Raw genomic sequence first — 16,470 nt, 5'->3', positions numbered from 1 at the left:
TCAGCTGATGGTTTCGCCGCCATCGGCGACGATGACCTGGCCGGTGATGTAGGCGGATGCCGGGCTGGCCAGGAAATGCACGATACCGGCGATATCCTCGACCTCGCCGAAGCGGCGCAAGGGAGTGCGCTGCTCCATCTGCGCGCGCCGCTCGGGCGATTCCACCAGCTCCCGCGCGAAGTCGGTGCGCACGATGCCGGGCGCGATCGCGTTGACCCGGATCCCCTTGGGGCCCCATTCGACGGCCAGATTGCGCGCCAGGGCCGCTTCCGCGGCCTTGGACATGCCATAGGCGCCAATGACTCCGGTGCCGCGCAGGCCCGCGATCGAGGACATCATGATGACGGCGCCGCCGCCGCGATCGGCCATCTGCGGAAGGACGAGGTTGCTGAGCCAGATCGCGCTCTGCACGTTGACCGCCATGATCTTGGTGAAGGCCTCGTCCGGCAGGGTGGACAAGGGTCCGTAGACCGGATTGATCGCCGCGTTGCAGACCAGGATGTCGATCCCGCCCCAGACCTCCAGGACGTGGTCGACGAGCCCCTTCAGCTGCTCATGCGAGCCAACATGGCAGGCTTTGGCGATGGCCTCGCCGCCGCTCGCCCGGATTTCCCCGGCCACGGCATCGCAGGCGTCCTGCTTTCGGCTGGACACCACGACCCGGGCACCGCTGCGCGCCAGTTGCTGCGCGGTTGCCTTGCCGATCCCGCGCGACGAGCCCGTGATCAGAGCGACCTTTCCTTGGACGTCGAACATTGCCTGCACCTCAGTTGCGGTAGGCCTTCAGTTCCATGCGGGCGATGCTGTCGCGATGGACCTCGTCGGGGCCATCGGCGAAGCGCAGACTGCGGGACTTGACCCAGGCGGCGGCGAGGAAATGGTCCTGGGAGACGCCAGCCGCCCCGTGGATCTGGATCGCGCGATCGATGACGTCGCAGGCCATGTTCGGCGCTACCACCTTGATCATCGCGATCTCGCGGCGGGCGGCCTTGTTGCCGACCGTGTCCATCATATGCGCGGCCTTCAGGACGAGCAGCCGCGCCGCCTCGATCTCGCAGCGCGAGCGGGCGATCTGGTCACGGACGACGCCCTGGTCCGCCAGCAGCTTGCCAAAAGCCGTCCGCGACAGGGCACGGCGGCAGGCTGCCTCCAGCGCCCGTTCCGCCAGGCCGATCGAACGCATGCAGTGATGGATGCGGCCGGGCCCGAGCCGCCCCTGCGCGATCTCGAAGCCGCGCCCTTCGCCAAGCAGCATGTTGGTGGCCGGCACACGGACATTCTCGAAAGTAATCTCGGCATGGCCATGCGGCGCATGATCATAGCCGTAGACCGTCAGCGCCCGTTCCACGGTGACCCCGGGCGTATCGAGCGGCACCAGGATCATCGACTGCTGCTGATGCTTGGGCGCATCCGGATTGCTCCGGCCCATTACGATTGCGATCTTGCAATGCTCGCTGAGCGCGCCCGAACTCCACCATTTACGTCCGTTGATGACGTAGTCGTCGCCGTCGCGCCTGATCTCGGTTTGAATATTGGTGGCGTCCGACGAGGCCACATCCGGCTCGGTCATCGAGAAGCAGGAGCGGATCGCCCCGTCGAGCAGCGGCTCGAGCCAGTCCCGCTTCTGGCCTTCCGTGCCATAGAGAACCAGCGTCTCCATATTTCCGGTGTCGGGGGCCGAGCAATTGAAGATCTCGGGCGCGATGGCGGAACGGCCCATCACCTCACAGAAATGGGCATAGTCCAGGTTGTTGAGCCCTGCCCCGTAGCGCGTGTCGGGCAGAAACAGATTCCACAGCCCTTCGGCACGCGCCCGCTGCTGCAGTTCGCCGAGGATCGGTGGCGTGCCCCATCGCGATGGCAACGCGGCGTGCCGGCGCTCAAAGACCGCCTCGTTCGGATAGACATGCTCCTCCATGAAGCGCTCCAACGCCGCCAGGCGCGGCTTGTGGATGTCCCTGAGCTCAAACATCTGCTTTGTCCGCATGCTGGGTGGAAGGATTGGGCTGGCTTCCCGGCCGCCAGCGGAACGTGCCTATGCCATGGGCGATGCGCTCGCCGTCGCTGTCGAAGACATGGGCCTCGGCGGTGAAGCTCGACTTGCCGGCCGAGATCGTCCGCCCCTCGACTGACAGCCATCCGGCCCGGACCGGCCGAGTGAATTGCGTGGTCAGTGAAATGGTGATGGCGAAACGTGGCGCCTGCCCCTCTTCGGCGTGCAGGCCGGAGGCGCAGGCGGCGAAGTCGATCATCGTGCAGAGCACGCCGCCATGGACGTAGCCCATGCGGTTGAGATGTTCCGGGCCGATCCGGAGTCCGCCCTTGACGTGACCGACCGCCGACTCCTGGAGATCGAGCCCGAGCACGCCAAAGATGCCGATATCGGCATAGCTCGTGGCTCTCACGACAGGGCCCGGCCGGTCGTGAGGACGATCTTGCCGATGGCGCTGCGCGCAGCGAGCAACTGAAGCGCCTCGACCGTATCGGCGAGATCAAGCGTCCGGCTGATCAGCGGCTTCAGTTTGCCCTCTTCGAACCAGGTGAAGAGCTGGGCAAAATTATCCTTGTTGTCCTGGCGGTCGCGCGCGGCAAAAGTCCCGAAGAAGACGCCCACGAGCGCGCAGCCCTTGAGCAGCAGAAGGTTTGCAGGAATGCGCGGAATGGTGCCCGCGGCGAAACCGACGACCAGAACGCGGCCCTCCCACGCGGTCACGCGCACGGCCTGCTCCAGAAAATCCCCGCCGACCGGATCGTAGACCACGTCGACGCCCTTGTCGGCCGTGAGCTCCTTGACGCGGTCCCGGAGCGATTCAGTTGCGTAGTTGATCAGGTGATCCGCGCCGGCCGCGCGCGCCACCTCCAGCTTTTCGGCGCTGCTTGCGGCTGCGATCACGGTGGCGCCCATCGCCTTGCCGATTTCGACGGCGGCCAGGCCGACGCCGCCACTTGCACCGAGGACGAGAAGCGTCTCTCCGGGCTGCAGCCGCGCCCGCTGCCTGAGAGCGTGCATGCTGGTGCCGTAGGTCATCGAAAAGCCGGCGGCCGTGACCGGGTCCATGCTGGCGGGACGCCTCATCAGCCGTGCGGCACTGACCACGCATTCCTCGGCGAACGCACCCACGCCCACCATGCCGACGACGGGCATGCCGACCTCGAGATGTGTGACGCCATCGCCGACCGAGCGCACGATGCCCGCGACTTCGGTGCCGGGCGTAAAGGGCAGCGGCGGTTTGACTTGGTACTTGCCCTCGACCATCAGCGTGTCGGGAAAATTGACCCCCGCCGCCTCGATGGCGACGCGCACCTCGCCCGGCCCTGGCTCGCCTAATTCCTTCGCTTCGACGACGAGATCTTCCAGCGGCCCAAACGCCTTGCAGATGACTGCGCGCATTTTTCTCTCCCTATGGTTCGGATACGAGGCTCCCGCCTGAGCCGCGGGTCCGGGGACCCGGTAAGCGGCCTCCCGGTTGAATCAGGCGGCCGCACCGGCCCGGCGGGCATCGCGGATCATGTTCCTCGCGATGACCAGTTGCTGGATCTGGGTCGTACCCTCGTAGATCCGGAACAGGCGCACATCCCGGTAGAAGCGCTCGATCCCGGCATCGGCGACATATCCGGCTCCGCCATGGATCTGGACGGCCTTGTCCGCGACACGCCCCACCATCTCGGAAGCGAACATCTTGGCGCAGGCCGCCTCGGTGGCGATGCCATGGCCGGCATCGCGCCGACGCGCTGTCTCTTCCACCATGCAGCGCGCGGCAAAGCTCTCCGCCTTCATGTCGGCCAACATGGCCTGGACCAGCTGGAATTCCGCGATCGGCTTGCCGAACTGGTGCCGCTCCATGGCGTAGGCGAGACTGTCGGCAATCAAGCGCTCAGCGACGCCGACGCAGACGCCGGCAATGGTCAGGCGCCCGCGATCGAGCACCTTCATGGCGGTAACGAAGCCCTTGCCCTCGTAATCCGGCCCGCCAAGGATCGCCGTCTTCGGCACGCGGACATTGTCGAAGATCACGTCGCAGGTATGGGCGCCCTGCTGCCCCATCTTCTTGTCGGTCCGGCCCAGCGTGATGCCCGGGCGATCGGCATCGACCAGAAACGCTGAAATGCCCGCGGCCGTTTTGCTGTCAGGGTCGGTGCGCGCAAAGACCGTGAAGAGGCCGGCGACCGGGGCGTTTGTGATGAAGCGCTTGGTGCCGTTGATGACAAAGTCATCGCCGTCGCGCCGGGCCGAGCTGCGCAGCGACCCCGCGTCCGAGCCTGCTTCAGGTTCGGTCAGGCAGAAGGAGCCGACGCGCTCCCCGCTCGCCATCTCAGGCAGATAGCGGCTTTTCTGCTCCTCGGTGCCGTCGATGATGATGCCTTGCGAGCCGATGCCGTTATTGGTGCCGATCATCGAGCGGAAGGCCGGAGATGTTCCGCCAAGCAGGAACGAGACCTGGACCTCTTCCGAAAGCGTGAGTTCGAGGCCGCCATAGGCCTCCGGAATCGCCATGCCGAACAGCCCCAGCTCCCGCATCTGCGCAATGATCTCGGCCGGCACCTGATCGTTCTGCGACACGAGCGCCTCGTTCGGCCTCAGCTTTTCGCGGACGAAGCGCTCGACCGCGTCGAGCAACTGGCGGAACACATCAGGGTCGAGCGCCATCTAATTCCATTCCTCGGAATTTAATTCCATTATTGAGTTTTCTCGCATATGGTCTATCAGACCGTCAAGCCGGCACGGGCGGTTGGATCGGTTCAAGGCCCGCTTCTTTGGGTCGCAATCAGCTGAGCGATGGTGACGAAGCAGTATGCGCAAACGCGAAACGCCGGTGGGCGCCGCCCTGCCGGGCGAGAATGAGGACCAGGACCCCCGCTTCGTCACAGCGCTGGCGCGCGGCCTGAATGTGCTGCGCTCCTTCAAGCGCGGCGATCGCGCTCTGGGCAATCAGGAACTTGCCGACCGCACCGGGCTGGCGAAATCGACGATTTCGCGGCTGACCTACACGTTGAGCAAGCTCGGCTATCTCGAATACTCACCGATGAACGGGCAGTACTCGCTGTCTGCCGCAGCCCTGGCGCTCGGCTTCTCGGCGCTCGGCAACCTGGCCATTCGGGATGTCGCACGGCCACTGATGCAGGAATTGGCCGATCGCGTCGGCGCCTCAGTCGCACTCGGCGCGCCCGACCAGCGCACGATGATCTATATCGAGGAATGCCGTGGTTCGAGCCCGCTGCATCTCGGCATCGAGATCGGCTCGCATATCCGGATGGCGACCTCGGCGATGGGCCGCGCCTACCTCGCAAGCCTGGATCCGGCGACGCGATCGCGCATCGTCGACGTGCTGTGCGACCATGAACCCGACAGCGAGAGCACCCGGGCCGGCATCGAAACCGCCGTCAGCGAATACGCCGTGCATGGCTATGTTCGCTCGGTCGGGGAATGGAAGCAGGAGATCAATTCGGTCGGAGTGCCCATCCTGCTGCACGGCTCACGCCCGTTTGCGTTGAACTGCGGGGGATCGGCTCTCTCGCTGCCAAGGGAGAAGCTGGATGAGGTGGGCGTGCAGTTGCAGGACGTCGCCCGCCGTATCCGCCAGGCGTTGGGCAGCGACTGAACCTGAGGTGATAAAGGGCATGGGTCGCGGCGAAATCCCGACGGCCGCTGACCGACTCCGGAATACCCTCCTCATGAGCGGTCCATGGCGTTCGCCGCCCAACGTAAACCAAGATCTCGTCATGAGGACGGAAATCGACGTTCACAGCATCGACGGGGATGAGAGACCCGCTATAGTTCGCGAAGGTCGAGCATTGGGGGAACAGATGACTATCGCCTCTTACGCAAGTGCTGCCATCGCCGGTCTTGTCGCCGCAACAGCTCTGGTCTCGCATGGTTGGGCAGCCGAGGGTCGCTACGCGGCCTATCAGGGAGCCTGGCTTGCCGACGGCACGGCCTGTGAGGAGATTTTCTCACCAGGCCGAAACGGCATGACCTTCAAGAGCCCACCCGATCTTTTCGTCTCGGCCTTCATCATCAGCGGTGACCGCATCAGAACATCGGCCGCCACATGCAGGATCCAGTCGGTCAAACGTGTCGGCGATCGCGACTTCCTGTCGCTCGGCTGCGTCAACCCGGTCTCGACCTCACAGGTGTCCGCGATCATGGCCAAGGAACCGGATGGCCGCATCAAGCGCTTCTACAGCGCGAACGACACCAGCGGCACCAATTACAGGCTTTGCCCGAAATAGGACGGCACCGCTCGCGGAACCTCACGGCACTATCCTGAGCCGAACGCTGGTTTCGGCATGCGAGGGGCACCTGATCGGCGCCACGATGGGCAGTGCCGGCCACTTGCAGGTCGGTGGAGGGAGCCGGGCCGCCGGTTTGCGCTGGACGGTTCCCGGCATCGGCGGCTTCATGAGCGGGACCGTGCACTCTTTGATGTTGATCGTAAGCGGCGCTGACCTTGGAAGACGGTTTGGCCCAGGCCGTCCTGCTTCGGCATTGGCCTTGCCGGAGCCGGGCCATTCACGCAGGCACGATCGTGAGGGCGCGCCATGCAACCAAATGGTCCCCAGGCCGACCGCGGCGGCGGGTCGTCCATCGGCAGATTCACCGAGAACCTGTTCGGATGGGCTCGCCGATATCAGATGGGCAACCTCAAACAGGATATCCCGGCGGGCCTTGCCCTGGCGGCCTTCACGATCCCCGAATCCCTTGCCTATGCTTCGCTCGCCGGTTTGCCTCCCGTCGCCGGGCTCTATTGCTATCTCGTGGCCGGCCCCGGCTATGCCCTGTTCGGCGCGAGCGGCCAGCTCGCCGTTGGGCCGACATCCGCGCTCTCGGTCCTGTTTCCGACCGGCTTGTCCGCCCTCGCCGCAGGAGATCTGTCGCGTTACGCCGCCTTGGCGGCCGCGACCGCGATCGTGTTCGGCCTGATCTGCGTCGCCGGACGCCTGCTTCGCGCCTCGCAGACTGCCTATTTCATCTCGGACACGATCCTGCTCGGGTTCAAGACGGGCGCTGCGCTCTACATCGCGTCGACGCAACTGCCCAAGCTCTTTGGCCTGCCTGGCGGGACCGGTAATTTCCTTCCACGTCTCCTGCAGCTTTGGCGGGAATTGCCCACCGCGCACGGCCCCTCGCTCGCCATGGGCACCGCCGCGGTTGTCCTGTTTCTGGTGCTGGAGAAACTGATGCCGCGGCGGCCCACCACCTTGTTCGTGGTGGGCGCCGCCATCATCGCGACTCACCTGTTCGGCCTTGATAAACTCGGGATCGCGATTGTCGGAGACATCCCACAAGGTCTCCCGCATTTCGGTATCCCCGCGATCAAGCCGGAGGACCTGACGGAGCTCGTACCGCTGGCCGTTGCCTGCTTTCTCCTCGGCTTCGTCGAGACGAGTTCGGTTGCAAGGAGCTTTGCCCAGGAGAACGGCACCGAAATCGATACGGATCGGGAGCTTCTGGCCCTTGGTGCGGCCAATCTGGCCGTGGGTGTTTCGCAGGGCTATGCCGTCTCGGGCGGGATGTCGCAGAGCGCGGTCAACGCCATGGGCGGCGCGGTCTCGCCGGCGGCGCTGCTCGTCAATTCGGCAGCGATCCTGCTCGTACTGCTCTTCTTCACGGGCGTGTTCAAATACCTGCCCGAGCCGGTGCTTGCCGCCATCGTGCTGATGGCCGCGAAGCATCTCGTCCGCTTCCGGCAGATCGGCAACCTGCGGCAGGTTGCGTTCGCGGAATGGATCATCGCGCTGGTCGCGTTCTTTGGCTTGCTGATTGCGGGCGTCCTCAACGGGGTGCTCATTGCTGCGGCGGCATCGCTCATGCTGACCATTGCACAGCTCACTCGGCCGGAGATCGCCACCCTTGGCTTCGATGCCGAGAGCAGCAGCTTCGTGAACCTTGCCAATCGCCCCAGCGCAACCACCGCGCCCGGCGCCCTGATCCTGAGGACAGCCCACCCTTGGGTCTATTTCAACGTCGAGAATATTCGGCGCGGGATTCTGGACAGGGTTGCCGAGACTCAGGGGCTCAAGCTCGTTGTCCTGGATTTTTCACCGATCACCAGCATCGATGGCACCGCGGCTGCGGCGTTGGCCAGCATCCGCCAAAGGCTCGCGGCCGGCGGAATCGCGCTCGAGATCGCGAATCTGCGCGACGAAGTCGACCAGCGGCTGAAACTCCTTGCCCCGGAAGACGGAGAGGTCGCGTACAAGGTGCATCTCGGAATTCGCGAAGCGTTGGCGGCACATGGCCTCCTGGCCCGCGTTCCGGGCGCCACGCCTGCCGGCACATGAGCTCCACTCTCGCCGAGATCGAACTCCATCGCGCAGCGCACCGACAGAGACCGGGGCGGCAGCACAGCATGAACGCCGCCGCCTGCCACCCCGTCAGTGATCAGAGCGCGAGATCGGGGGCGAGCGCCGCCAGGAAGTCCCGGGCATCGAAAACTGCGCCCGGAGCGAAGACGCCGCCGCGTGCCTTCGCGCCTTTCAGGAGCCGCTCGACGGCCTCGACCACGAGCGGTGCGGTGATGGCATAGATATCGTGCCCGCGCGCGGCCGCCCGCCGTACGGCATCCCCCCGTCGGATCTCGACCTCGACGAGGAATTTTTGCGCCGAGCGCCCGGACGCGTCGGCTGCGACCGGCGCCGGGGTGGAACCGTCGCGCAGATCGCGCAGCGGCGCCGTGTTCAGGTAGCTGTGAAGGTCCGACAGCTGGAGATGGCTGTCGATCAGGATCGCCTCGGTGAAAGGCAGCTCGACCATCTCCTGCGCGCCAAAAGGTTCGGCGAAGGGCCATACGGCGTTCGGAGCCGGATCGGGCAGGTGCTGCAGCCTCCCCTCCGCAATCGTCACGCGCCTTGCCGTGTTGCGCTGCCCCGTCACCCGCGTGCCCTCGGTCGGATGCCAGCTGTCCAGGGCGATCGCGACGCGGGCCTCGTCCGCACCGGTCCAGTCGCCCATTGCGGCTGTGACGAGGAGGTCGCTCAGGCCGCCATAGAAGCCCATGGCCGGGATGACGGCGACACCGGCCTCTTCCGCAGCGGAGGAATAGCGTTCGAAGGTCGCCCGGGCGCTGGGCTGCTCAGCCGTCACGTCGAGATAGGGGATGCGCGCTCGCAAGGCCGCCGGCACCAGGAATTCGGCCGTGTCGAGGAACGGCCCGGCGCAGTTGATCAGCGCCGCCGCTCCGGAGAGGACGCGGGCGAGCGCTGCAGAATCCGCAAGCGCTGCAACTTCTTGCCTGACGCCGGCCGGGAAACCCGCCTCCGCCAACTTTTCGCCATCGCGCCCGATCGCGATGGCCGGGAAGCCGCGCCGCAGCAGCTCCCTGACCACGAAGCGGCCCGTATGTCCGGCGGCCCCGTAGACTGCGATGGCAGGCTTGCTGATCCCTGCCCCTTCAAACTGATCGCTCATGACGCTCTCCCGCTACAGACCTGTCTGTTTCCCTTGGGTACAGACAGGTCTGTAGCGTGTCAACTGGAGATCTGCTATCGTCGCCTCGTCAAGGGAGAGCAGTGCATGCGGACGGAGCCGACGAACCAACGGCTGGCTGAGGAACCTGGCCAGGTCGACATGCGCGAGCGGCTGCTCGCGACCGCATCCGACCTGTTCTACCGGCGTGGCGTCCGCGCTGTCGGCGTCGATGTGATCATCGAGGCGGCCGGCGTCGCGAAGACGAGCCTGTACCGTCACTTTCGCACGAAGGATGACCTCATCGCCGCGTATCTGCAGCGGGAAGACGAGGATTTCTGGGCATGCTGGGATGGCGTGGCAGCGCGCCACTCGGACGACGGCGAAGCCGAGCTCGACGCCCATATAGCCTGGATCGGCGAGCGTGTCGGCCGGCCCCATTATCGCGGCTGCCCCCAGATCAATGTCGCCGCGGAGTTCCCGGACGAGGATCACCCTGCCCGGCTCGTGGCCCGCACGCATAAGCAGCAATTGCATCGGCGCCTGCAGGACATCGCCGAGCGGCTGCGGGTCAAGCATCCCGAGGTGCTCGCGACCCAGCTCTCGGTGCTCATCAATGGGGCCTTCGTCAGCTCGCAGATCCTGTCCACCTGCGACGCGACAGCGATCCTGCGGCAGATGACGCACGCCCTGATCACCGCGGCCTGGCACGCTCCGGCCCGCGCCGCGTAGCCGCAGCGCTCTCGCTCGGGTCGGCCCCGAGCGCCCCCCAACACCAGCGGTTCGAGCGATCACATATCCTTGGTCTGGCGGACGGTGTTGAGGAAGGCCCGCACGATCCGGCTGGCCTCGCGCTTCCGCAAGATGACGACATGCGCGTAGGTGTAGATCTCCGCATCCGCGATCGGGATCAGGCGGAGCGCCGGGTCAGGCACGAATTCGGCGACCGAGACATAGCTGATGCCGAGCCCGCGGATCACCGCCTCGCGGATCGCCTCGCGGCTGCCGATCTCCATGACGGTGCGCGGCCGCGTCCTGGTCGCGGCCAGCGCTTCCTCAAAGGCCCGCCGCGTCGTAGAGCCGCGCTCGCGCACGATCATCGCCTCGCCATCGAGCGCCGCAATCTCGATGCTCGCCTGTCCGGCGAGCCGGTGGTCCTCGCGCACGAACACCGCAACCGGATGCCGGCGATAGGGAATGGTGAGCAGCCGATCATCCTCGTCGAGATAGGCGAGCACGGCAACGTCGCAGCGATACTCGAAGAGATCGTCCAAAACTTCGGTCGAATTGCCGATCTTCACGGCGAGTTCGATCCCGGGATAGGCGCGGTTGAAGGCCGCGAGCATCTCGGTGACGTGATAGGGGCCAACCGCGCTGATCGACAACCGGCCGGTCCTGAGTTCGCGCGACTGCTCGAGAAAGGCGATCGCCTCGTCCTCCTCGGAGAACAGGCGGGTGGTAATCGCCAGCAATTGTCGCCCCGCGTCGCTCAGTTCCCGGCGTCGCCCCTTCCGGACGAAGAGCTCGACCCCGTACTCGTCCTCGAGCGCGCCTACCTGTGCGGTCAGCGTCGGCTGGCTGATGTTGAACTCCGCGGCAGCGGCATTGAAGCCGCCTGCCGTCGCAACGGCATGGAACGAGCGAAGGCGCGTATAACGCATAGCAAATTTCTATCTATCACGTCTGAAAAATCAATTTGTTTATTGGGTCGCCCTTTGTGAGCATCCACTCCAACAGCGCCGGGAAAGCGCGGCGGACGAGACGGAACGAGGGTGGAACGCATGCATTGGGCCTATTGGAATCCCGTCAGGATTCGGTTTGGCGCCGGCCTCTTCAACGAGGTCGCCGGCCTGATCGGCAAGCGGCGCTGGGCGCTCGTCACCTATGACCAGCCAATCTTCCGCGACCTGGCTGAGCGCCTGGCACAGGCTGCCGGGGCGCCGGTGGTGACGATCGCCAATATCGAGACCAATCCCGATTGTGCTGACCTCGTCGAATCCTGCCGCCTGTTCGGCGCCTCTGCAGAGCGGGCCGAGGTCATCGTCGCGCTCGGCGGCGGCTCGATGATCGATGCGGCCAAGGTGCTCGCGGCAAGCGGCGGCAATTTCGAGACGGTGCGCCGCCATCTCGTCGACAAGGTCCCGCTCGACGCCTCGGACATCATCCCGATCATCGCCGTTCCCACGACGGCGGGAACCGGCAGCGAAGTCACCTCCTGGGCCACCGTCTGGGATGCCGCAAATGGCAGCAAATACTCGCTCGCCCATCCCCGGCTCTATCCCGAGGCTGCAGTGCTCGACCCGGCCCTGACGCTGGGCGCGCCGCGCGGCCTGACGCTTGCGACCGGGCTCGACGCGCTCTCGCATGCGCTGGAGAGCATCTGGAACGTCAACGGCAACCCGGTCTCGGCCAATTACGCCGTGGAGGCCGCGCGCGAGATCATCGACACGCTGCCGCGGCTGATGGAGCGGCTCGACGATATCGGCCTCAGGGAGCGCCAGATGCGCGCCAGCCTGCTGGCGGGCCTCGCCTTCTCGAACACCAAGACGGCGCTGGCCCATAACATCTCCTACGACATCACGCTGAAAAGCGGCACGATCCACGGCATCGCCTGCTCCTTCTCGCTGCCGATCGTGATGCGCTGGGCCATGGGCACGCAGCCACAATGCGATGCCGCGCTGCGGCGGGTGTTCGGCAGCGATCTCGATGCCGGCGCCGAACGGCTTGGCCTGTTCCTGCAAGGGCTCGGCGTCAAGACCGACCCGGCCGCCTATGGCGTGTCACCGGTCGAATGGGACCGTCTGGTCGCAAAGGCGCTGGAGGGTGAGCGGGGTCGCAATTTCATCGGGAGACAGGCCGCCAAAGCTGCCTAACATCACTCACATCAGGGCTACGGCGCCCGTAATCGGTTCACCGGCAAGGTCAAAAGACCACCGGATCATCTCGGGAGGATGACATGAACATTTCGCGTCGGAAGGTGTTGACGGGTTCGCTTGCCGCAGCGGGGGCCGTTCTGGCCATGCCGCATCTGGTTCGGGCCCAGACGAAGCTGATCAGGGTCGGGCTGATCCCGTCGGAGGATTCCCGTGCCATGCTGGAATCGAGCCAGCAATTGCTGGACGCCCTGGAGAAGAACCTTGGCATCAAGGTCCAGGGCTTCGTCGCCTCGGACTATAATGGCGTCATCGAAGCCATGCGCTCGGGCCATGTCGAGGTCGCCTATCTCGGCCCGTTCTCCTATGTGCTCGGCACCACGGTTGCGCCGATCGAGGCCTTCGCGACCGCCGAAACCGCCAAGTCCGGCCGCACCTATTATCACGCCCAGATCATCACGCGGAAGGACAGCGGCATCAAGGAGGTGAAGGATCTGAAGGGCCGCACCTTCGCCTTCGTCGATCCCTCCTCCACCTCCGGCCACCTCTTCCCGAAGGCCGGGCTGATGAAGCTCGGCTTCGATCCAGAGAAGGATTTCGGCCGCGTGCTCTTCACCGGCTCGCACGATGCCAATGCGCTCGCCGTCGCCAACAAGCGCGTCGATGCCGCGACGATCGCCGACCGCATCTTCGACGCCGCGGTCCAGAAGAAGCTGATCGACCCCGCCGACATCCAGGTCGTCTGGCGCTCCGACCCGATCCCGGAATCGCCGACCTGCTGGCGCAAGAACCTGCCCGACGACCTGAAGAAGCAGATCAGGACCGCCTTCCTGAACATCAGGGACATCACCTGGGCCGATCAGGGCAAGCTCAACCGCTTCGTCGAGACCAATGACCAGGCCTACGACATCATCCGGGACACAGCGAAGGTGCTGAATCTCGATCTGGCCAAGATGAAGTAGCCGCGCCTGGCGCGGTTCCGCGGAGGATCCGAGATGATCAAGATCGAAGGACTGAAGAAGTCCTATGTCGGTCGGCCGGTGCTGCAGGGCATCGACCTGACCGTGAGAGCGGGCGAGTTCCTGGTCGTGCTCGGCCCCAGCGGCGCCGGCAAGTCGACCCTGCTGCGCTGCATCAACGGGCTCGCCCAGCCCGATGCGGGGCGGACGCTGATCGACGGCACCGTCTTCGATGCCAAGCGCAGCGTGCGCGGCGAGCGGCCCGTCGCCATGATCTTCCAGCACCACAATCTGGTGAAGCGCCTCTCGGTGCTGAAGAACGTGCTCGTCGGCCGCATGGCCGGGCTGTCCTCCTTCCTGTCGATGCTGCAGCTCTTTCCCAGGCGCGATGTCGATATCGCGATGGAATGCCTGACGCGGGTCGAGCTGGCGCACAAGGCCAATGCGCGCGGCGACCAGCTCTCCGGCGGCGAGCAGCAGCGGGTCGGCATCGCCCGGGCGCTGGCCCAGCAGCCGTCCGTGATCCTGTGCGACGAACCGGTGGCGAGCCTCGATCCGAAAACGTCGCGCGTCGTGCTCGGATACCTCAAGGCGATCTGCAAGGAAGAAGGCATCGCCGTGATCTGCAACCTGCACCAGGTCGACTATGCCGTCGAGTTCGGCGAGCGCATCGTCGGGCTCAGCGGCGGCCGGGTGATCTTCGACGACACGCCGGACCAGCTGACCTCCGAGATCGTCCACCAGATCTATCCCGGCCTGGAAGACCCCGGCATCAGCCGCGTCCTGAAGCCGCGCGCGCTGGCTCAGCCGGTGCTGACGCCGCTCATCGCCACCGCAACAGCCTGAACGCGACGGGGAGCCCGATCATGTCATTCGGTACATTGCAACTCGTCCTTCGTCCGCCGCAGGGCCGTTTCGGCTGGTGGGGCGTCAGCGCCCTGTCGCTCGCGATCGTCGTCTTCCTGTGGTGGGCCGCGCTCGGTTCGCAGATCAATGCCAGCAACCTGTGGAACGGCATCCCTTATATGTGGGATTTCCTGGTCCGCATGATGCCGCCCAACCCGGATTTTCTGGATCGACTCTGGAAGCCGGCGCTGGAGAGCCTGCAGGTCGCGGTCTGGGGCACGCTGCTCGGCGTCGTCATCGCGCTGCCGATCTGCTTCTTTGCGGCCCGTAATCTCAGCCCGAGCCCGGTCGTCTATCACGCCACGCGCCAGGTGCTGAACTGCATGCGCGGCATCAACGAGATCATCCTGGCGCTGATCTTCGTCGCCGCCATCGGCCTTGGCCCCTTCGCGGGCGTTCTGGCCCTTGCGATCCACGGGGCCGGCATGCTCGGCAAGTTCTTCGCCGAGGCGATGGAAGATATCGACGAGGGACCGCTGGAGGCTTTCCGCTCGGCCGGCGTCGGGCCCTTCCAGACCTTCTTCTTCGGCGTCCTGCCGCAGGTGCTGCCGACCTGGCTCGGCACGGTGTTCTACCGGCTGGAAACCAATGTCCGGCAGTCGACCGTGCTCGGCATGGTGGGCGCCGGCGGCATCGGCTTCGAGCTCGTCTCCTCGATGAAGCTCTTCAAGTACCAGGATACCGCGACCTGCATCCTGATGATCCTGGCGATGGTGCTTGCGGCCGATCTCATCTCATCGCGTGTCCGGGCCATGATCCGCTAACGCCCTTCGACCGTGGCGCCCCTCGCCACGGTCGACTGACCTTCCCGGCGCGGGCCGCCCGCGCTCCCCCCTGCCTCGACCAGCCCATGTCGCTGAAGCGCCAAGTCCGCTTCTCGAAAGGAAGACCCATGCTCACGCGAGCCCCCAACATCGTGGCCGCCAATGGCCGCAGCTATCGCCTGCCGGAGGTTCCGACCGTCGTGGTCTGCATCGACGGCTCCGAGCCCGGCTATATCGAGGCGGCCATCGCCAGGGGACTGGCGCCCAATCTCGACCGCCTGCTGCGCGCCGGCTCCTACCGGCTGGCGCGCTCGGTGATCCCGAGCTTCACCAATCCGAACAACATCTCGATCATCACCGGACAGCCGCCGGCAGTCCACGGCATCGCGGGCAACTATTTCTACGATCGGGCGGCCGGCGAAGAGGTGATGATGAACGATGTGCGCTTCATGCGCACCGGCACCATCATGCAGGCCTTTGAGGAGGCCGGCGCCAAGGTTGCCGTCGTCACCGCCAAGGACAAGCTTCGCACCCTGCTCGGCAAGGGCCTGGATCCGAAGAGCGGCCGCTCGATCGCCTTCTCCTCGGAAAAGGCCGACAAGGCGACGCTGGCCGAGAACGGCATCGAGAACTTGCTCTCCTTCGTCGGCAAGCCCCTGCCGGAGGTCTACTCGGCCGATCTCTCGGAGTTCGTCTTCGCAGCGGGCGTGAAGCTGATCAGGACGTTCCGGCCGGACGTCATGTATCTCTCGACGACCGACTATATCCAGCACAAGGCCGCACCGGACAGCGAGGTAGCCAACGCCTTCTATGCGATGATGGATCGCTATATCGGCGAACTCGATGCGCTCGGCTGCGTGCTGGCGCTCACCGCCGATCACGGCATGAACGATAAGCACCTCGCCTCGGGCGAGCCCGATGTGCTCTATCTCCAGGATTGGGTCGACGCGCGATGCGGCGCCGGCCAGGCGCGCGTGATCCTGCCGATCACCGACCCCTATGTCGCCCATCACGGCGCGCTCGGCTCCTTCGCTACCATCTATCTGTCGGAGGGAACGGACGGCCGGGCGCTCATCGCCGAGCTCGCAGCCACCAACGGCGTCGAGGTCGTGCTGGACAGCGGCGCTGCCTGCGCCCGCTTCTCGCTCCCGGCCGACCGGATCGGCGACATCGTGGTGATCTCGACCCGCCACAAGGTGCTCGGGACCAGCGCCGCGCGGCACGACCTGGCGGGTTTGACCGAGCCGTTGCGCTCGCATGGCGGCCTGACCGAGCAGCTTGTGCCGATGCTGGTCAACCGCGCCGTCGACTGGCCGCAGGGGCCATTGCGCAATTTCGACGTCTTTGACGTCGCCCTGAATTGCGTCGCGGCGTGAGGACCTGGTGATGAACGCTCCCTTCAGCCCGACACCCCGCCGCGAGACGATGCGGATCGCCGGCAAGCTCGTCTCGACCGACGACATGGTCGAGGTCCGCAATCCCTACGACAATTCCGTCGTCGGCCTGGTGCCGGCGGCGCGGCCCGAGCATGTCCGCGAGGCCTTCGCCAAGGCGCGCGCCTT

16 protein-coding genes are annotated in these 16,470 nt (G+C 65.6%); 9 read left to right on the top strand and 7 right to left on the bottom strand.

What is annotated here, in order from left to right; translation table 11 throughout:
• From AB4118_RS31760 to AB4118_RS31740, 5 genes are all read right to left on the bottom strand, one after another.
• Complete coding sequence (locus AB4118_RS31760) at nucleotides 1-756, bottom strand: SDR family NAD(P)-dependent oxidoreductase (RefSeq protein ID WP_441493486.1); 756 nt, start codon at nucleotides 754-756, stop codon at nucleotides 1-3.
• A 10-nt stretch (nucleotides 757-766) separates the two neighbouring features.
• Nucleotides 767-1,972, bottom strand: a complete 1,206-nt coding sequence (locus AB4118_RS31755) for an acyl-CoA dehydrogenase family protein (protein ID WP_441493485.1) — start codon at nucleotides 1,970-1,972, stop codon at nucleotides 767-769.
• Complete coding sequence (locus tag AB4118_RS31750) at nucleotides 1,965-2,405, bottom strand: PaaI family thioesterase (RefSeq protein WP_441493484.1); 441 nt, start codon at nucleotides 2,403-2,405, stop codon at nucleotides 1,965-1,967. Before AB4118_RS31750 ends, AB4118_RS31755 begins: the two co-directional genes overlap by 8 nt.
• Nucleotides 2,402-3,391 (bottom strand): NADPH:quinone oxidoreductase family protein, encoded by a 990-nt coding sequence (locus AB4118_RS31745; protein WP_441493483.1) that lies wholly within the window; start codon nucleotides 3,389-3,391, stop codon nucleotides 2,402-2,404. Before AB4118_RS31745 ends, AB4118_RS31750 begins: the two co-directional genes overlap by 4 nt.
• 81 nt (nucleotides 3,392-3,472) lie before the next feature.
• Nucleotides 3,473-4,648, bottom strand: a complete 1,176-nt coding sequence (locus tag AB4118_RS31740; protein ID WP_441493482.1) for an acyl-CoA dehydrogenase family protein — start codon at nucleotides 4,646-4,648, stop codon at nucleotides 3,473-3,475.
• A gap of 145 nt (nucleotides 4,649-4,793) precedes the next feature.
• On the opposite strand from AB4118_RS31740, the gene AB4118_RS31735 reads away from it, so the two are divergent.
• From AB4118_RS31735 to AB4118_RS31725, 3 genes are all read left to right on the top strand, one after another.
• Entirely contained in the window at nucleotides 4,794-5,600 is an 807-nt protein-coding gene (locus tag AB4118_RS31735; RefSeq protein ID WP_441493481.1) for an IclR family transcriptional regulator, read from the top strand.
• Nucleotides 5,601-5,805: 205 nt separating this feature from the next.
• Nucleotides 5,806-6,231 carry a hypothetical protein gene (locus AB4118_RS31730; protein ID WP_441493480.1) on the top strand — a complete coding sequence of 142 codons (426 nt, stop codon included), beginning with the start codon at nucleotides 5,806-5,808 and terminating at the stop codon, nucleotides 6,229-6,231.
• A 402-nt stretch (nucleotides 6,232-6,633) separates the two neighbouring features.
• Complete coding sequence (locus AB4118_RS31725; RefSeq protein WP_441493479.1) at nucleotides 6,634-8,283, top strand: SulP family inorganic anion transporter; 1,650 nt, start codon at nucleotides 6,634-6,636, stop codon at nucleotides 8,281-8,283.
• 100 nt (nucleotides 8,284-8,383) lie between these two features.
• Here the strand turns inward: AB4118_RS31725 and AB4118_RS31720 are convergent, their stop codons facing one another.
• On the bottom strand, nucleotides 8,384-9,409 hold the full coding sequence (locus tag AB4118_RS31720; protein ID WP_441493478.1) for a saccharopine dehydrogenase NADP-binding domain-containing protein: 1,026 nt from the start codon (nucleotides 9,407-9,409) through the stop codon (nucleotides 8,384-8,386).
• Nucleotides 9,410-9,568: 159 nt separating this feature from the next.
• On the opposite strand from AB4118_RS31720, the gene AB4118_RS31715 reads away from it, so the two are divergent.
• Complete coding sequence (locus AB4118_RS31715; RefSeq protein WP_441493477.1) at nucleotides 9,569-10,138, top strand: TetR/AcrR family transcriptional regulator; 570 nt, start codon at nucleotides 9,569-9,571, stop codon at nucleotides 10,136-10,138.
• 59 nt (nucleotides 10,139-10,197) lie between these two features.
• On the opposite strand, the gene AB4118_RS31710 is transcribed toward AB4118_RS31715, so the two are convergent.
• Nucleotides 10,198-11,067, bottom strand: coding sequence for a LysR substrate-binding domain-containing protein (locus AB4118_RS31710; RefSeq protein WP_441493476.1), 870 nt, complete (start codon nucleotides 11,065-11,067; stop codon nucleotides 10,198-10,200).
• 120 nt (nucleotides 11,068-11,187) lie between these two features.
• Here AB4118_RS31710 and psrA point away from each other — a divergent pair, with 120 nt between their 5' ends.
• From psrA to phnA, 5 genes are all read left to right on the top strand, one after another.
• Complete coding sequence (gene psrA / locus AB4118_RS31705) at nucleotides 11,188-12,279, top strand: iron-containing alcohol dehydrogenase PsrA (protein ID WP_441493475.1); 1,092 nt, start codon at nucleotides 11,188-11,190, stop codon at nucleotides 12,277-12,279.
• Nucleotides 12,280-12,362: 83 nt separating this feature from the next.
• A complete protein-coding gene (gene phnD / locus AB4118_RS31700) occupies nucleotides 12,363-13,241 on the top strand; it encodes a phosphonate ABC transporter substrate-binding protein (protein WP_441493474.1) in 879 nt (292 codons plus the stop codon).
• A gap of 33 nt (nucleotides 13,242-13,274) precedes the next feature.
• On the top strand, nucleotides 13,275-14,084 hold the full coding sequence (gene phnC / locus AB4118_RS31695) for a phosphonate ABC transporter ATP-binding protein (protein ID WP_441493473.1): 810 nt from the start codon (nucleotides 13,275-13,277) through the stop codon (nucleotides 14,082-14,084).
• A gap of 20 nt (nucleotides 14,085-14,104) precedes the next feature.
• The gene (phnE, locus tag AB4118_RS31690) at nucleotides 14,105-14,908 is read left to right on the top strand and encodes a phosphonate ABC transporter, permease protein PhnE (protein WP_441493472.1); all 804 of its coding nucleotides are present in this window, start codon (nucleotides 14,105-14,107) and stop codon (nucleotides 14,906-14,908) included.
• A 128-nt stretch (nucleotides 14,909-15,036) separates the two neighbouring features.
• Nucleotides 15,037-16,284 carry a phosphonoacetate hydrolase gene (gene phnA / locus AB4118_RS31685; protein WP_441493471.1) on the top strand — a complete coding sequence of 416 codons (1,248 nt, stop codon included), beginning with the start codon at nucleotides 15,037-15,039 and terminating at the stop codon, nucleotides 16,282-16,284.
• Nucleotides 16,285-16,470 lie beyond the last annotated feature (186 nt).

This window comes from Allobosea sp. 2RAB26 (assembly GCF_052115465.1).
Taxonomy (GTDB): Bacteria; Pseudomonadota; Alphaproteobacteria; order Rhizobiales; family Beijerinckiaceae; genus Allobosea.
This window is presented reverse-complemented; position numbering and strand designations above follow the sequence as displayed.

Excerpts from the sequence above, each read along its gene's own strand:
- AB4118_RS31760 (WP_441493486.1), bottom strand. The coding sequence starts at position 756 with ATGTTCGACGTCCAAGGAAAGGTCGCTCTGATCACGGGCTCGTCGCGC.
- AB4118_RS31755 (WP_441493485.1), bottom strand. The coding sequence starts at position 1,972 with ATGTTTGAGCTCAGGGACATCCACAAGCCGCGCCTGGCGGCGTTGGAG.
- AB4118_RS31745 (WP_441493483.1), bottom strand. The coding sequence starts at position 3,391 with ATGCGCGCAGTCATCTGCAAGGCGTTTGGGCCGCTGGAAGATCTCGTC.
- AB4118_RS31740 (WP_441493482.1), bottom strand. The coding sequence starts at position 4,648 with ATGGCGCTCGACCCTGATGTGTTCCGCCAGTTGCTCGACGCGGTCGAG.
- AB4118_RS31735 (WP_441493481.1), top strand. The coding sequence starts at position 4,794 with ATGCGCAAACGCGAAACGCCGGTGGGCGCCGCCCTGCCGGGCGAGAAT.
- AB4118_RS31730 (WP_441493480.1), top strand. The coding sequence starts at position 5,806 with ATGACTATCGCCTCTTACGCAAGTGCTGCCATCGCCGGTCTTGTCGCC.
- AB4118_RS31725 (WP_441493479.1), top strand. The coding sequence starts at position 6,634 with ATGGGCAACCTCAAACAGGATATCCCGGCGGGCCTTGCCCTGGCGGCC.
- AB4118_RS31720 (WP_441493478.1), bottom strand. The coding sequence starts at position 9,409 with ATGAGCGATCAGTTTGAAGGGGCAGGGATCAGCAAGCCTGCCATCGCA.
- AB4118_RS31715 (WP_441493477.1), top strand. The coding sequence starts at position 9,569 with ATGCGCGAGCGGCTGCTCGCGACCGCATCCGACCTGTTCTACCGGCGT.
- AB4118_RS31710 (WP_441493476.1), bottom strand. The coding sequence starts at position 11,067 with ATGCGTTATACGCGCCTTCGCTCGTTCCATGCCGTTGCGACGGCAGGC.
- psrA (WP_441493475.1), top strand. The coding sequence starts at position 11,188 with ATGCATTGGGCCTATTGGAATCCCGTCAGGATTCGGTTTGGCGCCGGC.
- phnD (WP_441493474.1), top strand. The coding sequence starts at position 12,363 with ATGAACATTTCGCGTCGGAAGGTGTTGACGGGTTCGCTTGCCGCAGCG.
- phnC (WP_441493473.1), top strand. The coding sequence starts at position 13,275 with ATGATCAAGATCGAAGGACTGAAGAAGTCCTATGTCGGTCGGCCGGTG.
- phnE (WP_441493472.1), top strand. The coding sequence starts at position 14,105 with ATGTCATTCGGTACATTGCAACTCGTCCTTCGTCCGCCGCAGGGCCGT.
- phnA (WP_441493471.1), top strand. The coding sequence starts at position 15,037 with ATGCTCACGCGAGCCCCCAACATCGTGGCCGCCAATGGCCGCAGCTAT.